We start from the raw sequence: 17,798 nt of genomic DNA on the forward strand, positions 1-17,798 counted from the left end.
TCGCCTTTATCCTTTCCCTCTCAGTCCCTGTCGCCCCAGTTCGACACCGGATAACTCCCCAAAATTTTGATGTGCGCGCCATCCCCACCGACATCCTCCTGCGCCTTTTTGAGTCCTTCATCGTGACAATGCCCCGTCACCTCCAGGAAAAACCTCACCCGGCTCGGCAGCCCCACCTCATCGGTCGTCACCGGACGGTTCTCAATGTGCCGCACGTTGATCCCCTGTTTCACAAACGCTTCAAGAATCTCAAACAAAGCCCCCACCTTGTCATGCGCCGTCACCATCAACAGCGTGTTGTCGTTCCCCGTCGCCGGAGCCGGACGCCGACCCAAAATAATGAACCGCGCCTGTGACGCACTGTCATCAATCGACGACGCAATGATCTTCAAGCCCTGCAACTCCGCTCCCAACGCCGTCCCCAACGCCGCCGACGCTGGATGCTCACACGCAAACGCCGCCGCCTGACTCGTCGAAGGCGCCTCGCGCAGCTCCGCATCCGGGAAGTTCACCGTCAGCCACTTGCGACACTGCGCAATCACCTGCGGATGCCCGTAAATGTAATCGACCGTATCGCGCGACCCGTTTGACATCAGCACCGTCTCCGTTCGCCAAAGAAACTGCGAGTAAATCTGCAACGGCGAATCCACCAGATGATCCAGCGTGTGATGCACCGCCCCTTCCGTCGAATGCTCAATCGGCAACACCCCGTAATCCGCCTCCTGCGAATTCACGCACTCGAACACATCCTCCGTGCTCGCCTCCGACACATACAATACCGAATTCCCAAACCGGCTGATCGCCGCCTGATGCGTCCACGATCCCGCCGGTCCCAAATACCCAATCCGCAAATCCTGCTCCAGCGCCAGCGCCGCCGAAATGATCTCACGATAAATGGCCCTGATCGACTTCTCCGGCAACCTCCCCTTGTGTTTCTGATTCAGCTCAATCAGCTTCAGCAGCAGCTTTTCTTCACGATCCGGGGCATAAATTTCCAGCCCCTCCTTGCGCTTGATCTCGCCCACCTGATGCACCAAATCCGCCCGTTCATTCAGGAACTTCAGCAGCTCCCGGTCAACGCGGTCAATCTTGGTGCGGATGTCTTCAAGGCTCATGGCAAAAAATTCCCTGTAAGACTTAGAGCAAGGCATCCAGCGCTGGAAAGCAGAAAATACCGATAGTTTCGTTTTGCCTCGAAACCTCCCCCCATCAGATGCTCCCATCTGTGGTTATCTGTGTCGATCTGTGGTTCTACTCCAGTCTTGTAAAACCACAGATGGACACCGATAAACCCGGATAAACTGCCTTTCTCTACCGCTTCAACCACCATTCAAAAAACGCATAAACCGCCGCGTTAGACTCCACCGTCGGATCATGCTTCTCCCGATTGGTCATCCCCACCCGGTTCTCCACCCCCAGCAACCGGTTCACCGCCACCGCGTGATTCAGCGCCATCCAGCGCGAAGGAAAATCCTCCGAACCCCCGGATACCAAAAACGGCCGTGGTGCCATCAATGCATGCAACTCCACCAGATCATGCCCCCCCTCCACCAGCTTTTTATACGCCCCGCCACGCGGATTCTCCTTCGTGATCAACCCCCGCTTCGGCACCGCCCCCCGCTCGTTCCCCAAATACCACGGCTCCCAATAATTCACACTCGGCCTCTCCTCGTCAAAAACCACCCCACCATCCGACCACACGGCGCACGCATACTTCTCCCACAAGCACGACCCGAACATCGCCCACTTTCCCCCATACGAATGCCCCACAATGCCAATCCGGCTCTCATCCACCTCCGTTAAATTCGCCAGCACCAACCACGCATTCGCCGCCACATACCCCAGATACGAAAGCGGCTGGCACGCCGCCCCCTCACTCAGCACCGGCTTCCGCGCATCCCCACCCGGCGACCCAAAACTCAACGTCACAAACCCCCGCTTGGCCAGCTGCAACGCAAAATCCCGCAAGGGCTTCCCGCCCAATCCCGCACTCGTCTCCGCCTCATAAAACGGCACCACCACCGCCGGAAACGGACCTTCCCCCTCCGGCACCATGAGATACCCCAGCTCACTCCTCCCCGGTGCCATCGGCACCCGCACCCGACTTTGCCAGAAATTCTCCCGCTTCACCCGCTCCAGCACCTCGAGCTTCAGCTCATCACCCGTCAACAACCTCGGCCACTCCCCCATCAATCCATGCCACGTCTCCAAAATCTCAGCCCTTCGCTCCTTCCATTCCTCCGCCGACTTCACCACCCGCCCATCCTCAAACACCAACGGCGACCGATGCCCGCTCAGCTTCCCCGCAAACTCCCCCGGCACCTCAAAAAAACTACGGATCTCCCCCGGCAGCTCCGCTTCCTGTGCCGACCCCTGAACAACACCCAGCAAAATCGCCAAAAGACATCTGAAAAATCGCCACCTGATTGTCATCACCTACAAACGCCACTCCTATAACCTCATCCATCACCCGGTTCCTGTTTCGATCGAAAAAGCGCATCCTTCGTCGTTTTTAAATCACCTTCCCTGCCCATCCGCCACCTACATAACCCCAGCTTACAGTTGCACTCCGCCTCTGTGAGACTAAAAAATCTCATTTTCCGCATTCACCGTGGACGTCATCATCGCCACATCTCCTCCCGCCATCAGTCCGCCGATTCGACCGTTTGTTCCCATGAAAGTTCTTATCACCAACAACCGCCTCGAGTTTCGTGGCGGTGCCGAAAGTTTTGTGCGCGACCTCGCCCGCAACCTGCAATCCTTTGGCCACACCGTCATGGCCTACAGCAGCGACCTCGGCCAGCGCGACCGGCTCCTCACCTACGACCAGGTTCCCGTCACCACCGACCTCGCCAACCTCCCCTTCAAACCCGACATCATCCACGCCCAGCATCACCTGGATGCCATCACCGCCATTGCCGCCCTTCCGGGCGTTCCCGCCGTCTACCACATTCACGGTGCCGTCTGGCGCGACCGACCGCCCATCCACCCCGCCATCAAACATTACCTCGCCATGTCCCGCACCATTCGCGAGCGGGCCATGATCGAAAACAACATCCCCCCATCCGATATCACCGTTTTTCTCAACAGCGTCGATCTTCACCGCTTCCAACGCATTCGCAACCTGCCCGAAAAACCCCTTCGCGCCCTCTTCTACAATCCCAATCACGGCCCCCAAAGCCCTGTTTACCAAACCATCCGCGAAGCCGCCGAAACCTGTGGACTTACTCTCGACGCCATCGGCTACCACTTCAGCAACATGATCAACAACCCCCAGGAAGTGCTCTCCACCTATGACGTGGTTTTCGCCTCCGGCCTCTCCGCGATCGATGCCCTCGCCAGCGGCTGCGCCGTCATCGTGGTCGGCGCCAACGGCTGCGGTCCCCTCATCTGCCGCGAAAACTACGACCGCCTTCGCACCGTCAACTTCTCCATTCCCATCAATTCCCCGCCCCCATCCGTCGCTGGGATCATCGAAGAAATCCGCCGTTACTCCCAGGAAGACGCCACCGCCATCTGCCAAACCCTCCGTCACGATGCCGATCAGCAACGTTCCACCCGCGACCTCATCCGCATCTACGAATCCGTCATCCAGCAATACCACGACCATCCGCCCAGCCTGGAGGACCAGATGCTCGGCCTTTCCAACTACTTGCGCACCCTGGTGCCGCTCATCAAAATGGTGGACGACAACCAATGCCAAAACGGCATGCCCGCCTACAAAGCCGAAGCCATCGACGAACTCAGCAACCACTTGCTCAACATCGTCAACATCATCCGGCATCCCTAACAACTCCGCCTTTCCATGAGCCACCCCATCCCACTATCCGACACGCCAACACGATGGGAACCGGTTCTCGAAAGTTGCCTCCAGGAACTTCGCGCCTTCATCACCACTCCCGGCCTCGGCAGCCTCGGCCTCGGCGTTGCTGATCTCGACATGCAACTTTGGATGCTCGGTCAGGAATGGCTGCGCGAGCATCCTCCGCTCACCCCCGCCACTGGACTCCGCGACGTTTACCTCACCACTCAAATTTACGACAAAGGCGGCCATACCCCGCTCATCGGCGACTTTGCCCGCGCCCTCGCCTCCGACGAAAACACCGGAGACTCGGCCCCGCCCCATCTCATCGTCACCAACCTCCTCGCCCACAACAAACCAAAAATCTCGCAGGCAATCCTCGACCGGCTCGACTTCCATTCCGATCAGATCACCCTCCTTACCGGTCCAACCCTCGACGAGCGGCTGCATCAGCTCTTTACCCAACTCATCACGCTTCGACCCAAGCGCCTCTTTCTCTTCCACCACCCCGACGACCCCCTTCCCTGCGTCGTCGCGCATGATGCCATCTGCCCCCGCCGTTATCTCGTTCACCACGCGGATGCCACCCCCTCTTTCGGTCTGCATCTTCCCGACACTCCGGTGATCGAACTCAATCCCTACGCCGCCGCGCTCTCGCGCAGCCAGGGGCTCGATCCCGGACTGCTCATCCCCACCTGTCCCGATCCCGGTCCACGCCCCACCGGGTTCCTGAGCCGCGGCAAACTCGTCACCGCCACCTGCGGGAGCGAACACAAATATATCGGGGCCACCAGTTGCCCCTACACCCAGGCCGTTGCTGTCATCCTCAGAACCACCGGCGGCTGGCATATTCACATCGGCCCCCTCAGCGAGACATTGCTGGCTGAAATCCATGCCGGACTCGACCGCTTCCAAATTCCCCCCGACCGTTTCACCCACGTTCGCTGGGCCCCTTCCCTCGCCCATTGCCTGTGGGAGCACCATTGCGATCTTTACCTCTCCTCCTACCCCATCGACGGCGCCCGCGCCAATGCGGAGGTTGCCGCCTCATCCACTCCGCATCTCCGCCGGCTTTGCCATCCCGGCACCCCGGCCTCTCCCGATTTTTTCGAATACGAAGGCGGGCTTACGTGGCGCAATTGGGACGACCTCATCGCCACCCTCCAAACCCTCATCGCCGAGCCAACCTCTCTGGAGAATCGATCCGTCGCCATTCGCGAGTCCTACCAACGCCTTCATCACCCCGAGATCTTTGCCGCCAACCTTCGGGAGCTGCTCGATCACGGCCCCGGACATCAGGATCCGCAATCTGAATCAAGACAACTTCAGGTCATGCGCACCGTCATGCATCACAGTCTGGTTCAAGCACGCAAAAATCATCTCGAACTCCTACGTCATCGCGACCAAACCATTGCAAAGATTCAGTCTCTCGAGCAGACCATCCAATCACTTCAGCGCCCCGTCCGCCGTTGGTGGCAGCCGTTCAGAACCCAATCAGATTAAAGTCATGTCTACCGCCACCCTCGTATCTGGACTGCGGCCAAGGGCCTGTTCGACGACACCGAGCAGATGACGTGACTGTTCCAACAACGAAAGCGCCACCACATCGCCCGGCTTCAACCCCGCCATCAGCGCTTCAGACAAACCTGCCCCTCCCATCAACACCACACAAGCCGTGCCTACCGCCACCAGCTCTTGGTGCAAACGCTCAAGACTAAAGTTGCCGCCCTTCCAGACTCTTCCCGCGCCTGGCCGATGCTCATACGACGGCAATAACATCACCTCATCCGCCCCGGCCAAAGCCCCTGGTAACTGCTTTTGGTAGACCCAGTCCTGACCGCCCGTCGCCCTTGGTTGAATCACCAGCACCACCCGCCGCCCCGGAAACTGCTGCCTCAAACTCTGCAAAAATCCCCGCAACGCCGAAGGATGCGTCGCCTTGTCCGAGACCAGCACGTGGCTCCCCACCAACGTCTTTTCCTGCCGGTTCGCAATGCCCTTGAACTCCGCCATCGCCAGTGCCGATTCCGCATACGAAACCCCAAAATGGTCCGCCAGTGCCGCCGCCATGGCCGCATTTTTCACGTTCATGCGCCCAAAAAGGCCCAGCTTGAATTCCACCCCGCCGAACCGAAACCGCGAGCACTCCTTCTCCAATTTTACATCCTCGATTCGCTCATCTGCCATCTCATCAGATCCCACCGAGATCACCCTGCAACCCGCCTCCCTTCGCAAACGCGGCGTCGCCTCGTCATCCTCCGACAACACCAAACACCCCGACTCCGGAAGCAACTTCACCAAATCGATGAATACCTCCAGCAACGACTCCATCCCATCATACAAGTCCGGGTGATCCTCCAACACATTCGTCACCAAAACTCCTTCCGGACGATAGTGCATGAACTTTGGCTGCCGATCATCAAAACACGATGCATATTCGTCCCCCTCCAGCACCGCAATCGCCGCCCCGCTCCGCAACCTCGCGGGCGACTTCAGGTTGTCAGCCAGCCCCCCCACAAAGTAGTTCGGTGACCGGCCCGCATGTTCCAAAATCCACGCCAGCATCGCCGTCGTCGTTGTTTTGCCAAGCGCCCCCGCCACCACCGCATTGCGCGAATTCATTAAGAAATGGCGGTTCAAAAATTGCGGAAACGAGCAGTAGTCGAATCCATTTCTCATCACCCACTGCAACTCAGGATTGTCTTCAGTCACTCTCTTGCCCACCACCACCAGATCCGTATCCGCCGGGATGTTGTGTTCATTGTAAGGCGTTGAAATCACCAGTCCGGCCTGCACCAAATAATCACTCATCGGAGCATAACAACCCTCATCAGATCCCGTCACCCGCCATCCCTCCCGAGCCAGCGCGGCCGCAATCGGTGCCATTCCCTTGCCACAAACACCAATGAAGTGAAGCCGCTGTTTGGTGTTGTTGCTCATTTGAATCGTCCAACCTGTTTTTCGTTCGGCGTAGATTGCCTACTTATTAGTTGCCCAAATATTTTCAAAGGTGACCGCATTTTCATTAATTTTTTCAATGCTTCACAATCCTGATCCCCCCAGCTTAAAATGGATCATGCGTTTTCACCTTTGCCTCATCGCCCTGCTAACCACGAGCGTCAACGCCCAAACCCCCCAATTCCGCCCCCAAACGATCGACTCCGCCATCCAAATCGGCTACGGACTCGCCATTGCCGACGTCCAGGGCGACGGCAAACCTGACATCCTCCTCGCCGACAAAACCCAAATCGTTTGGTATGAAAACCCCACCTGGCAAAAACACGTCATCGCGGAGAACCTCACCGAAAAAGACAACGTCTGCATCGCCGCCCGCGATATCGATGGCGACGGAAAATGCGAAATCGCCGTCGGCGCCGGCTGGAATCCCTCCGACACCGAAACCAGCGGCGCCGTCTTCTATCTGATTCCTCCAGCTGACCGCACCCAGAAATGGGAACCTGTCGCCCTTCCCCACGAACCCACCACCCACCGCATGAAATGGGTCAAACGCGGCAAAGACCGTTTTGATCTCGTCGTGGTCCCCCTCCACGGACGCGGCAACAAAAACGGCGAAGGTGCCGGAGTGAAAATCCTCGCCTATCAAAAACCCGCCAACCCCCGCCACCCCTGGCCCACCGAAGTCATCAGCGACGACATGCACCTTACCCACAATTTTGATGTCACCTGGGGAGATGAACACCAGGAGAAGATCCTCCTCAGCGGAAAAGAAGGCTGGGAAAGTCGCTTCCTGTTAAGTCCGGTTAGTCCAGTCCGAATTATCTCCCAATTCACCCACCAAAACCAACCAGAGCTCAAAGGCATCGGAGAAATTCGGCAATTTCGCCGCCAACTGCTAGTTGCCACCATCGAACCCATGCATGGCAACCAACTAGTCCTGTATTCAGTCTCCGGGATTACTCGTGGTGGTCCCTACGGCGCAACCCGCTCCGTCCTCGACGACACCCTAGCCGATGGACACGCCCTCGCCACCGCCGACCTCCTCAACCTTGGCCACGATCAAATCATCGTCGGCTGGCGCGCCATGTCCAACCGCCTCGCCAAAGTCGGCATCAAGATGTTCATCGCCAAAGACACCGACGGCCGCGAATGGGAAACCCATCTCATCGATGATAACACCATGGCCTGCGAAGACCTCATCATCGCCGACCTCAATGGCGACAACAAACCCGACATCATCGCTTCCGGCCGCCGCACCCAGAACGTCATCATTTACTGGAACGAGTCAGTGACCTCCGCCTCCGCCACAAAAAATTAGCGGGGTTATCATCCTCACCATTCTTGTCCGTGTTGCAGGACACCAATGTCAACAAGGTGCTACTCTCTGGCGCGCCATCAACCGACTCTACCTGAAATTGGTTGGCCGTTGACCGGCTAAACTGCCATGGGCCATGCTCATGGTTCTCTATAAGGTTCTAAGGAGAAACCCCTCTATATTTGCAAAAGAATGTTATAAGGCGATTTTCGATTTATAATTCACTCTTATTGATAATCATGCAAAGCGCAATATCTGGTCAAGCTTTAGCAATTTCGACTTATTCTCCATAATTGATCCCTATAAAAGCCATACCCATATTGAATTTCAACGGAGCAAAGTTATCCCTATGAAATTATCAATATTTATAACAAAAGTTATTTTATTCATCGCCACTCTTCCTTTCTTTGTCGCTCAACAAGTCCGTTCACAGGATTACTTCGACATCAGTTTCGACAACGCAGTCCAAAGCACCAATCAAAACTACCCCTCTTTGGGTCCATATTTCGATGGAACCACCCTTAATTTCACCGACATTGCCCCGGCCTCTGGACAAAACATCGACCTCCGACTCACCGTCACCGATGTCATTGGGAACTATCAATTCATCGGTTCTTTTCCCAATTACAAGCAGGGGAGCTCCAACGAACCAAACGGTGACCTCGGTTACTTTTATGAACACCTTGGCGGCGCGCCCTTCGGAGCAGGCGGTCTGACTTACAACCTGGATTTTTTTGAAGGTGGCACCAATTTCACCACCCCTTTTACGATTCCACTGTTCCGCCTGATGATCTATGATGTGGATGGAGAAGCCGTCCAAAGCGAAGGCGTCCGTGTCTTCGAAGAAGATGGATTTGTCGCCTATCAGTTGCCCACCATTGGCGGCATATCTGTCACTGAGAACGCTGGCGACTTTTTATTCACCGGTCCGGGGACCAATCGCGCGGAAGACGATCCCAGCGGAGCGTTTATCCTGATCTTCGCAGATACCTCGTCGATCCGGTTGCAGATGGAAGCCAACACCACCAGTGGAAACTCGGCCAACGGGATCTTCTCCGCCATCGACGGCGATCTGAGCCTGTTCAATGGAAACACCGACGATTTCGACGACCCCGTTCCCACCCCCGAGCCCTCCTCTGCTCTGCTCCTGGCCGTCGTGGGAGTTCTGGGCATCATGCACCGCAAAAGGCCTGCCTGCTGATTCCGACACTCCGGTGGTGATTGAACTCAACAAGCGATCACCACTCATCACTCATCACACCCCGGGGCCTTCACCAAACCCTCGCCCACAGCACCTTCAAATAGCGGCTGTCCGGACAATTCGACATCACCGGATGGTCCGCCCCGGGTCCTGTCCGATCCAGAATTTGCAGCTTCCGCCCGGCCCGGTGCGCGATCCCTGTGACGATCTCCTCAAACACCTCCACCGGCATCAATCCCGAACAAGAACACGTCGCAAACAACCCGCCCGTCTCCACCAGTGACAACGCCAGTTTGTTGAGGTCATGATAGCGCGCCTTGCCTTCTTCAAACGCCTCGCGTGAAAAAATCAGTTTCGGTGGATCAAGAATCACCGCATCCCAAGTCTCCCCGTTTTTCTGCATCTGCCGCATCCAGGTGAACGCATCGGCATGCACAAAATTGACGCGCTGTTGATTCAAGTTCGCGTTTTTCTTCGCCAGCTCAATCGCCTTCTCATCCAGGTCCACCCCCGTCACCTCCTCCGCTCCCCCCATCTTTGCCGCCACAGAGAATCCTCCCGAATAACAGCACACATCCAGCACCCGACGACCTTTCACCCACGATCCCCACTTCGCCCGGTTGTCCCGTTGATCACAAAAAAATCCCGTCTTGTGCCCGTGCTGAAAATCCACATGAAAACGCATGCCGTTCTCGGTGATCCGACCGCTCTCCACCCCGGTTCCCACCATCTCCAGCGCCTCCTCAATCTCCCGCTCCGACAACGCCTCCGCCCGCTGCGCTGCGTTGTCCATGTGAATGGTGACCTGCTTGGTTCCCAACAACTCCTGCAAAATAGGCACCCATTCTTTCGCCTTCCGCAGCGCCGTTCCATTGCTCACCTCCACCGCCAGCACGTCCCCCAATTTGTCCACCATCAGGCCCGGAATCCGGTCCGCATCCGCATGCACCACCCGAAAGGCATCCGTCGTTTCCTCAAGCCGCAACAAATCCTTCCGCAGCGACACCGCCTCGCGCAGCAACCGCTCAAAATGATCCGCCGCCAGCGGCTCGGATCCGTGCTGAAAAATCCTCAATGGCACCCGTCCACCCGGATTAAAAAAGCCGTGCCCAAACACCTTGCCTTCCTTGTCATAAACCGTCACCACATCCCCGCGTCTGGCATCCGGCGACGCCGCGAGGATCATGTTCGGATACACGTTGGGCTGAAACGAAAAATACTTCATCTGCACCCACGGCGCCTGCCAGTCCACACTTTCAGCAGGCAATGGACGGGAACGGGAGGGCTGGCGTGAAGGAGGTCGAGGCATGTCGCGAGGCTAATACGCAAAGCTAATCCCGCTCGCAACCAAATAGCACTCCCCTTCATTTCATAAGCCATACCCTTACTCTGCTTAAACCGCGCCCACAGAGCGCCGCCTTCCATCCCGCCATCTCAAGCATTTCCAGACATCCAATGGCAAAAACCTCATATCTCGTGTGAGATGTTGATGTTATTAATCACCTCCATTTTTAATCGAAATGCAAACCGAATCATTGCACCACATCCCGGGCATAACCCGCTCGCAAGCTGGCTTGCTGGAAGCCTCCGGCGTCAAATCGACCGAAGATTTGGCCAAAAACCACCCCGAAAAACTGCTGCGCTGGATGACCGAGGTCAACGCAGATCAACGCATCGTGCGCCGACTTCCTGATCTCAATCAAGTGGCCCAGTGGATTAACGAAGCGCGCTCCCTGCAACCCGCTTAAGCAAGCCCAAACCGAACCAGGTCAAGGCACCGGCATGACCGGCTCAGGCTTGTCGATCTCCAGCGGTTCGTCCGGAAACACAATCCGCACCGCCTTCACTTCCGACTGATAACTCGGATGTGCCTCTACGATCCACTTCTGAACAAATTTTTGTATGTCACTCCGCGCGGTTTCGCGGATCGTTGTCAGATGCCTCGCGGCCCGCGCATTCAGTTCCGGCGTGATCGATTTTTCCAGTTCATCCAGCTGTTGCGCCGAATCAAAACGCAGCCACGTGCCGTCAGATTTTTTCTCCAGTCCCGACGTATCAATCGCCACCGGTAGGCTCGGCTGTGCGGGTGGCGCTTCAATCGTCAGCACCCCGTCCTCCAGCCTCGCCTTCTTCATCTCTGACAGTTTGATGTGAAACCGGTAAACTGCGGGCACCCGGATCTCGCTCGTCGCCGTTCCCAGATACACCCAGCCCCACGCCCCATAACGCGAGTCCGACTTGCGAAAGATCTCCGTCGTCTTCATCGGCGACGCCACCTCCAAAACATCGCCATGCGTTGGCAGGATCTCCAGGATCACATCGCGATGTTCACTCACCGACCCCTTGGTCTTGAAGAACTCACCCGCGCCCACCGCCATCACCACCTTGTCGAACAACTGCTTCAACGGCATGCCAAAATAAAACACCATCCCCGCTCCCAAAAGCATCAGCACGATCAACACCAGCGCCGACGCGCCAAAACAACCCATGCGTCCCGACCGCCTTCCACCCGCGCGTTGTTGCTCGAAATAATCCGGGGGTATCAAGGAATCACTCATGCCGTGCCCAACCCTCCGCTCATCGCGCCCCCACGTCAAGCAACCGCCACTCCCCGACCGCAACATCCTCCAGCGAATACTCCCCAAATCGCGACCGGTGCAACGCCGTCACCTTCCAGCCCTGACTCGCAAACATCCGCCGCACCTGATGATAGCGCCCCTCCATCAACGTCAACCGTGCATGCAGATCATCCACCAGTTCCAACTGAGCTGGCAAACAAGGCTTCTCCTCGCCGCGCAACATCACCGTGCCACTCGCAAACACCTCCACCAAAGACGCGTCCAACGGCTTCTCTACCGTCACCTCATACACCTTCTCCACCTCCGACTTCGGTGAAGTCCAGCGCTGCACCAGATCGCCCCGATCCGTCACCAGCAACAACCCGCTCGTGTCCCGGTCCAGCCGTCCCACGCTGGTCACCGCCGGCTTTCGATCCGACCACTGCGCGGGAAGCAATTCATAAATCGTCGCCCCCTCCCCGTCGGATCTCGTGCACACGAAATCCAGCGGCTTGTGCAAAATCGCCAGCAAGCCCTCTGCTGCCTCCAGCGGCTGCCCCTTCACCAACACATCCTCCGACGCCACCCGCACATCCGCCCGTTCCGCCACCACGCCCTTCACCGTCACCAACCCATCCGCCACCATCCCCTGCGCCTCACGCCTGGTCCCATACCCCAACGAACCCAACAATTGATCCAACCGGCGAAGCTTGCTCATAAATGAGATCTACTACTTGTTGCGCTCAACCGCAGCCGGTTTCTCGAATTTGTCTTCCGGTGATTTCCATGTTCTCGTATCAATAATTGCCACTTTTTTGGCATGATATACCAATACGATCAGTCCGAAGCGTTGATCGTTGTCCCAATTCCCAGTCTGGCTCAACCGCTTGGTTCGCCAGAACTCAAATCTCCAAAATGGCCCTTCTCCAAACTCTTTCACCATGGCCATCACCTGCATGCTGCCAGAATGCTGATTATTTGCATGATGCTCCACATTGTCATCAGGCTTAAATTTGGCGACCCAATCGGCGTTATGAACCTCAAACATCAAAGGATTAAACCCCTCCGCCTTCACGGCTTTGCGCGACGCAGCAAGGGCGTCTTCAATCGATAGATGTGGCATGAGCGCATCATATCGATCCTGCGCCTTTGTAGTTGATACAGTCACCGCCAACTGCAAAAAGAGAATAAGAAGAATAAACGGACGCGAGATCATAAATTGACTTTAGCGCCTCGCCGAGATTCACACAAGTCAGTCACCTTGACCAACTCGTCTGCCTTCGCTCCAGGCTTGACTCCGCCAACCCAATCCTCCTATTCTATTCTCTACCCTCACCGCTTCATCCCGCGATACCGATCCATCATGAAGAATCCCGCCCTCTCTCATCTCCTGCCAGTTCTCGGCCTGGTCATCAGCCTCATTTGCGTTCTGCCAATACCAGGCCACGCCGCCTTGACCTACTCCGGCACGCCTTACAGCGAAGGATTCAACGGACTCGCTTCCACCGGTCCGACCACCTGGATCAACGATGTCACCGTCCCCGGCTGGCATTGGGCCATCAGCAACACCCCGCCCACCGGATACAGCACCCCTGCCACCTATACCGCTGCCAATGGCTCAGGCCCGGCACAGAGCGCCATCCTTAGCATCGGCAACAATGCCGACCGTGCCCTTGGCAGCCAGAATGGCAATGTCGCCGGCCAATCCATCACCTTCGGCCTCTCCTTCACCAACGCCACCGGCAACACCCTCAACAATTTCACTCTTGGCTACACCGGCGAGCACTGGCGTGCCATCACTGGCGACACTTTCGGCCCCAACACCCTGCAGCTGCAATACCAGGTCTTCACTACAGGACCCGGCAGCCTCACCGAAGCCTCCGGCTGGCTCGATGCCGACCATCTCGACTACACCTCCACCACCATTCCCGCCGGAAACACCGGGCAGAATGGCAACCTTCCCGAGAACCGTTCAGTCATCTCCGGCATCGTCTTCGACATCAACTGGCAGGTCGGCCAGACCCTGTGGATTCGATGGGTCGATACCAACGCCGCTACGGACGCAGGCAACAACGCCACCCTCTCCATGGTTGGCATCGACGACGTCACCTTCACCGCCGCAGTCCCCGAACCCGCGCGCGGTCTGCTTTTCCTTGCTGCCATCGGCGCCTTCACCCTCCGACGCCGCCGGTTTCTCTCCTACAACCCCGCCACCTCCCAGCCTTTGCGATAGTCCCGCGTCACCAACTTGGTCGCCGCCTCTGAATTTGCGAACGACAGCTTCGCCGCGTCCCACTCCAATGTCTCGTTCGGAAACACCGAAGCCAGACATCCCAGCAACACCGCCTCCGTCAGCGGTCCGCTGTAATCAAAATTCGCGCTCGGCTTCTCACCGCCCTTCAAACATGCGTCAACATACTCAAGATAGTGATCGCGCGGCTCCAGCTTCGGATACCTGAAGTCTGCAAATTTCTCCTTCGGATGCAAGGTCGGCGTGCTGCCATGCGGGGACAGCAACACCCCTTCCGTCCCAATATATACACTGCCCTGGTCCGGGAATTTCCCTGAAATCATCGCCATCACCTCCTGCGGCGGCAACGACGCGCCATCATACCAGGTCACCTTCACCTTGTCCGATTCGGTGAACTGCGTCCCGGGGAACACATATTCCACCTTGGCATTGATCGCCCAACTGTCCTTGTCCACCGGTGCCGGTCCCGTCGACTTCACCGAAACCGGACTCCCCAAGCCCAAAGCCCGATACCAGCCACTGAACATGTGGCAGCCCATGTCACCCAGCGTCCCCGTGCCGAAATCTCTCCGCTTGCGCCAGTTCGACGGATGATACACCCCGCTCAGATACGGACGCTCCGCCGCCACCGCCAGCCACTGGTCCCAGTTCAACCCCTCCGGCACCGCATCCTCGCGCACCGGCAACGGATTCATCTCCCCCCAGAACTTGTGCGAAAAACTATGCACCTCCTTCACCTTTCCAATCGCGCCGTTTTGGATCATCTCCACCACCAGCCGCTCCGTGAACGACGACGAAACCTGAATCCCCATCTGCGTCATCACCCCCTTGTCCCGCGCCAGTTTGGTCACCACACGACACTCATGCAGCGTCTGTGTCAGCGGCTTCTGGCCGTAGACATGCAAACCCTTCTGCAGAGCCGTCATCCCAATCGGACCATGCATGTGATCCGGCGTCGAGATGTTGACACTGTCCAGTTCCTCTTTCGCCAGAAGCTCCCGCCAGTCCGCATACACCTTCACATTGGGCCACTGCTTTTTCACCCTCGCGAAATTTCGCGAATCCACATCCGCCACTGCCACCAGCTCCCACGACTCATGCCTGGCGAGTTGCGTCATATCGCTCCACGCCATCCCGCTCGCCCCAAAACTCGCATGCCGCAGCTTGCCATTTGGCGACGCCGCACGAGCCCCTGAAGTTACAAACGGAGCCGCCATCAAACCAGCAAACCCTTGCTGAATGAACCGACGACGGGAAACGCCGGCATGCGAACCGGAGAAAGTAGAAAATTCAGTGCTCATGGAAGGAGAGATTCGATCATTGTCATGAACCTATAAACCCCACCCGCGCTGTTCTTTTCTTCGGCGGGCCAAAAAACGGAAAACCATACAAAATCACCGGATTTTCGTCTCGGAGCCGCACCGTCTGTTCACGCGTGCATGACGCTTGGGACTTCGCTCGCATTCGAAAACCAGCGGCAACAGTCGCCTGCCATTTGGAGGAGCCATGAGTAACGGCGGCATGCGGGTCTCAACTCGTCCTCACCACGCCTGACCTGCGCGTTTTTTTCGACATTGCACGCATAAATTGGCAATCATGAGTTTTTACAGGTGCTAATGCAACCGCTTGCTAGGCTCCAATTATCATGGTCGCTAATTTGAGCGCCGATATGAACACTTGAACAACTGAACCGTCCATCATTTTTCCTTATGTATAAGCTCTGGCTTTTTTCGATACTGTTGATATTGTTCACCCGACCAGATGCCAAGGCTCAGCAATTGGAAGTGGCATTCTCCATTCAGGACGACCTGTTGACTTGGTTTTCTGTTGATGACCCAAGCATTCAAAACACCATTTCAGTGACCGGATTGCCCCCCTGGTTGGAGGGCAACGCCCTCGCTTATGATACCGACAACGAACGCCTGCTATTTGTCCACGGCAACACCTTGACCAACCGCGCCATCTACGCGGTGGATCTGTCCGGTGTCACCCTCTCTGCCAGCGGAACCGTAAGCGCCGGCGCAGCCGTCAACCTTGGCACCATGTCATTTGAAGGCCCCCGTGAAGTCTACGGTGGCAGTTTTTACAATGGCTCCTATTACGTTCTCATTGATGGCACGGACAGCTTGCGCAAGGTGAGCTTCGATGCCGCAGGCACGATCACCTCCCAAATAAACATCAACCTCCCTGGAAGCCGGGACATGTTTCTTGGCGACATCGCGTTTGCCGCCAATGGCGACCTCTGGATCGCTGGATTCAACCAGTATGATGGCAGTCCTGCTGACGACCGCTTGTGGCGCTTTTCAACCGCTGATGGAGGCAACACCTTCGATTATCAACAGACCATCGAACCCGCTGGCGACCGTTACAACGGCATCTTCTTCGATGTCACTGGCACCGATCTATATGGATACCGCTACAATACCGTGATCAATGGATATGGCGGCATCGACACCACCACCGGCGCTCCAACTTTGATCTACAGCGGATATCCCTTCATCCAGGGAGGCGATCTTTCCAACGGCTTCTTCATCGGCGTCGAAGTCCCGGAACCCACCAGCGCCCTCATGGTAATGACCGGTCTAGGATGCCTCTTCGGCAGACGCCGCCGTGCACAGGCGTGAAGCAGGTCACCAATGCCACCACTGGACGGGAAGAATCGATTCGAGCCACTTCTTCGACGCCCCCTGAATGCTTATGTCTGAGAACCTCCGCGGGAGGCCCGACAGCACGCTGGTTGCAGAAGTGTTAAGGTGGCTATTCTGGATTTAGCTTGATCACCAAACTTGTGCGGTGTTGGCGTTTAATCCAAGGAGTATCAAAGAAACGCAATTGCTCATTCTCCGAGATTCGAACCTTGGCAGGTAGATAACCGGTCGCCTCACCAGAAACGACCGACTGCCTTACCCCAATCGAAATTTCGTAAGTGCTGCCGCCAGCCCCGAACATGTGCTTCAATCTTGCGCGACCCCGCCCATCGGTTTTGGCGGTCCGGACGAAAGAAGATGCCACCATTTCATCCAATGAACCTGGAGGATGGGGATGCAAAGTCACTAACGCGCCGCTAATGGGTCGATTGGTGGTGGCATCAATCACACGAATATGGATCGCCAGTGGATAAGCCCCGGTCCACGAAAAATTTGGAACCAGCATCAAGCATAAAATCACCAGGGCAGAAACCGAAAAGAACCACTTTAAACATCCTGTGTTAGTAGGTTCGTTGGTCGGCGTTGGATCCATCGAGCAATTTGTTATTCAGCAGTTGGTGGGCAATCCAAGGCGACCCTAAATTAGACTTTAATGACGGTAAATCTGTCTTCTATCCACAAAAGTGTATTTTAGTCCTGAGAAGCGGACTTGGTCCGTGGCTCAATACGGATGCCCAGAGCCGATCAAAGTTGACGAGAATCTGCGAGGTGATTTTGCCTCCGCGACAGCGGATGCGAGGACCATGCCAAAGACTGGCTTGGCGGTAAATCTCGAAATAATCTGGTGAGATCGAGTGTTTTCGGACCAGGAGGTGGCGGAGAGGACCGTCACTCCTGGTCGACCTCGACCTGGTCAATCATCATTCGACTCGTAAAGTGCGGGTCGGTTTGAGGGAAGCGAAAAAGTGATTGGACTCAATCGCGCGCAAACCTATACTGAAAATCCACGTTTTTCTCCATGATTCGGATAACCAATTCCACCCTCTGCTGCTTCCAAGTTTTGGC

16 protein-coding genes are annotated in these 17,798 nt (G+C 56.6%); 7 read left to right on the top strand and 9 right to left on the bottom strand.

All coding sequences use genetic code 11. From position 1 onward, the window contains the following. Positions 1-20: 20 nt before the first annotated feature. Together FEM03_RS09820 and FEM03_RS09825 are read right to left on the bottom strand one after the other, a co-directional pair. On the bottom strand, positions 21-1,115 hold the full coding sequence (locus FEM03_RS09820) for a bifunctional chorismate mutase/prephenate dehydratase (protein ID WP_138086047.1): 1,095 nt from the start codon (positions 1,113-1,115) through the stop codon (positions 21-23). Between the two features lie 196 nt (positions 1,116-1,311). Continuing rightward, a complete protein-coding gene (locus FEM03_RS09825; RefSeq protein WP_206170945.1) occupies positions 1,312-2,400 on the bottom strand; it encodes an alpha/beta hydrolase family protein in 1,089 nt (362 codons plus the stop codon). A 274-nt stretch (positions 2,401-2,674) separates the two neighbouring features. Between FEM03_RS09825 and FEM03_RS09830 the strand changes: the two genes are divergently transcribed. Together FEM03_RS09830 and FEM03_RS09835 are read left to right on the top strand one after the other, a co-directional pair. Next, a complete protein-coding gene (locus FEM03_RS09830) occupies positions 2,675-3,790 on the top strand; it encodes a glycosyltransferase (protein ID WP_138086051.1) in 1,116 nt (371 codons plus the stop codon). 15 nt (positions 3,791-3,805) lie between these two features. Beyond that, on the top strand, positions 3,806-5,305 hold the full coding sequence (locus FEM03_RS09835) for a hypothetical protein (protein WP_138086053.1): 1,500 nt from the start codon (positions 3,806-3,808) through the stop codon (positions 5,303-5,305). Here FEM03_RS09835 and FEM03_RS09840 read toward each other — a convergent pair. Beyond that, complete coding sequence (locus tag FEM03_RS09840; RefSeq protein ID WP_138086055.1) at positions 5,297-6,742, bottom strand: UDP-N-acetylmuramate--L-alanine ligase; 1,446 nt, start codon at positions 6,740-6,742, stop codon at positions 5,297-5,299. The two genes, FEM03_RS09835 and FEM03_RS09840, sit on opposite strands and share 9 nt — an antisense overlap. A 136-nt stretch (positions 6,743-6,878) precedes the next feature. On the opposite strand from FEM03_RS09840, the gene FEM03_RS09845 reads away from it, so the two are divergent. Together FEM03_RS09845 and FEM03_RS09850 are read left to right on the top strand one after the other, a co-directional pair. Further along, positions 6,879-8,078 carry an FG-GAP repeat domain-containing protein gene (locus tag FEM03_RS09845; RefSeq protein ID WP_138086060.1) on the top strand — a complete coding sequence of 400 codons (1,200 nt, stop codon included), beginning with the start codon at positions 6,879-6,881 and terminating at the stop codon, positions 8,076-8,078. Between the two features lie 490 nt (positions 8,079-8,568). Continuing rightward, complete coding sequence (locus FEM03_RS09850) at positions 8,569-9,276, top strand: PEP-CTERM sorting domain-containing protein (RefSeq protein ID WP_166442753.1); 708 nt, start codon at positions 8,569-8,571, stop codon at positions 9,274-9,276. Between the two features lie 70 nt (positions 9,277-9,346). Here FEM03_RS09850 and FEM03_RS09855 read toward each other — a convergent pair whose 3' ends face one another. After that, positions 9,347-10,585: a class I SAM-dependent rRNA methyltransferase gene (locus tag FEM03_RS09855; protein WP_138086064.1), complete on the bottom strand. Its 1,239-nt coding sequence runs from the start codon at positions 10,583-10,585 to the stop codon at positions 9,347-9,349. Positions 10,586-10,796: 211 nt separating this feature from the next. Here FEM03_RS09855 and FEM03_RS09860 point away from each other — a divergent pair, with 211 nt between their 5' ends. Further along, the gene (locus tag FEM03_RS09860) at positions 10,797-11,024 is read left to right on the top strand and encodes a DUF4332 domain-containing protein (RefSeq protein WP_138086066.1); all 228 of its coding nucleotides are present in this window, start codon (positions 10,797-10,799) and stop codon (positions 11,022-11,024) included. Positions 11,025-11,045: 21 nt separating this feature from the next. Here FEM03_RS09860 and FEM03_RS09865 read toward each other — a convergent pair whose 3' ends face one another. From FEM03_RS09865 to FEM03_RS09875, 3 genes are read right to left on the bottom strand one after another with little or no spacing between them, the layout of a single operon-like run. Next, a complete protein-coding gene (locus tag FEM03_RS09865) occupies positions 11,046-11,834 on the bottom strand; it encodes a hypothetical protein (RefSeq protein WP_138086068.1) in 789 nt (262 codons plus the stop codon). A 19-nt stretch (positions 11,835-11,853) separates the two neighbouring features. Further along, positions 11,854-12,552, bottom strand: coding sequence for a pseudouridine synthase (locus tag FEM03_RS09870; protein WP_138086070.1), 699 nt, complete (start codon positions 12,550-12,552; stop codon positions 11,854-11,856). 12 nt (positions 12,553-12,564) lie between these two features. Next, positions 12,565-13,050, bottom strand: a complete 486-nt coding sequence (locus FEM03_RS09875) for a hypothetical protein (protein ID WP_138086072.1) — start codon at positions 13,048-13,050, stop codon at positions 12,565-12,567. 147 nt (positions 13,051-13,197) lie between these two features. Between FEM03_RS09875 and FEM03_RS09880 the strand changes: the two genes are divergently transcribed. Next, the gene (locus FEM03_RS09880; protein ID WP_138086074.1) at positions 13,198-14,067 is read left to right on the top strand and encodes a PEP-CTERM sorting domain-containing protein; all 870 of its coding nucleotides are present in this window, start codon (positions 13,198-13,200) and stop codon (positions 14,065-14,067) included. Here the strand turns inward: FEM03_RS09880 and FEM03_RS09885 are convergent. After that, on the bottom strand, positions 14,034-15,386 hold the full coding sequence (locus FEM03_RS09885; protein WP_138086076.1) for a Gfo/Idh/MocA family protein: 1,353 nt from the start codon (positions 15,384-15,386) through the stop codon (positions 14,034-14,036). The two genes, FEM03_RS09880 and FEM03_RS09885, sit on opposite strands and share 34 nt — an antisense overlap. Positions 15,387-15,794: 408 nt before the next feature. On the opposite strand from FEM03_RS09885, the gene FEM03_RS09890 reads away from it, so the two are divergent. Further along, positions 15,795-16,709, top strand: a complete 915-nt coding sequence (locus FEM03_RS09890; protein WP_138086078.1) for a PEP-CTERM sorting domain-containing protein — start codon at positions 15,795-15,797, stop codon at positions 16,707-16,709. Positions 16,710-16,842: 133 nt separating this feature from the next. On the opposite strand, the gene FEM03_RS09895 is transcribed toward FEM03_RS09890, so the two are convergent. Then, positions 16,843-17,325: a peptidase associated/transthyretin-like domain-containing protein gene (locus tag FEM03_RS09895; protein ID WP_138086080.1), complete on the bottom strand. Its 483-nt coding sequence runs from the start codon at positions 17,323-17,325 to the stop codon at positions 16,843-16,845. Positions 17,326-17,798 lie beyond the last annotated feature (473 nt).

The organism is Phragmitibacter flavus (assembly GCF_005780165.1).
GTDB lineage: Bacteria > Verrucomicrobiota > Verrucomicrobiia > Verrucomicrobiales > Verrucomicrobiaceae > Phragmitibacter > Phragmitibacter flavus.

Coding starts and splice junctions, on each gene's coding strand:
- FEM03_RS09820 (WP_138086047.1), bottom strand. CDS start 1,115: ATGAGCCTTGAAGACATCCGCACCAAGATTGACCGCGTTGACCGGGAG.
- FEM03_RS09830 (WP_138086051.1), top strand. CDS start 2,675: ATGAAAGTTCTTATCACCAACAACCGCCTCGAGTTTCGTGGCGGTGCC.
- FEM03_RS09835 (WP_138086053.1), top strand. CDS start 3,806: ATGAGCCACCCCATCCCACTATCCGACACGCCAACACGATGGGAACCG.
- FEM03_RS09840 (WP_138086055.1), bottom strand. CDS start 6,742: ATGAGCAACAACACCAAACAGCGGCTTCACTTCATTGGTGTTTGTGGC.
- FEM03_RS09845 (WP_138086060.1), top strand. CDS start 6,879: ATGCGTTTTCACCTTTGCCTCATCGCCCTGCTAACCACGAGCGTCAAC.
- FEM03_RS09855 (WP_138086064.1), bottom strand. CDS start 10,585: ATGCCTCGACCTCCTTCACGCCAGCCCTCCCGTTCCCGTCCATTGCCT.
- FEM03_RS09860 (WP_138086066.1), top strand. CDS start 10,797: ATGCAAACCGAATCATTGCACCACATCCCGGGCATAACCCGCTCGCAA.
- FEM03_RS09865 (WP_138086068.1), bottom strand. CDS start 11,834: ATGAGTGATTCCTTGATACCCCCGGATTATTTCGAGCAACAACGCGCG.
- FEM03_RS09870 (WP_138086070.1), bottom strand. CDS start 12,552: ATGAGCAAGCTTCGCCGGTTGGATCAATTGTTGGGTTCGTTGGGGTAT.
- FEM03_RS09875 (WP_138086072.1), bottom strand. CDS start 13,050: ATGATCTCGCGTCCGTTTATTCTTCTTATTCTCTTTTTGCAGTTGGCG.
- FEM03_RS09880 (WP_138086074.1), top strand. CDS start 13,198: ATGAAGAATCCCGCCCTCTCTCATCTCCTGCCAGTTCTCGGCCTGGTC.
- FEM03_RS09885 (WP_138086076.1), bottom strand. CDS start 15,386: ATGAGCACTGAATTTTCTACTTTCTCCGGTTCGCATGCCGGCGTTTCC.
- FEM03_RS09890 (WP_138086078.1), top strand. CDS start 15,795: ATGTATAAGCTCTGGCTTTTTTCGATACTGTTGATATTGTTCACCCGA.
- FEM03_RS09895 (WP_138086080.1), bottom strand. CDS start 17,325: ATGGATCCAACGCCGACCAACGAACCTACTAACACAGGATGTTTAAAG.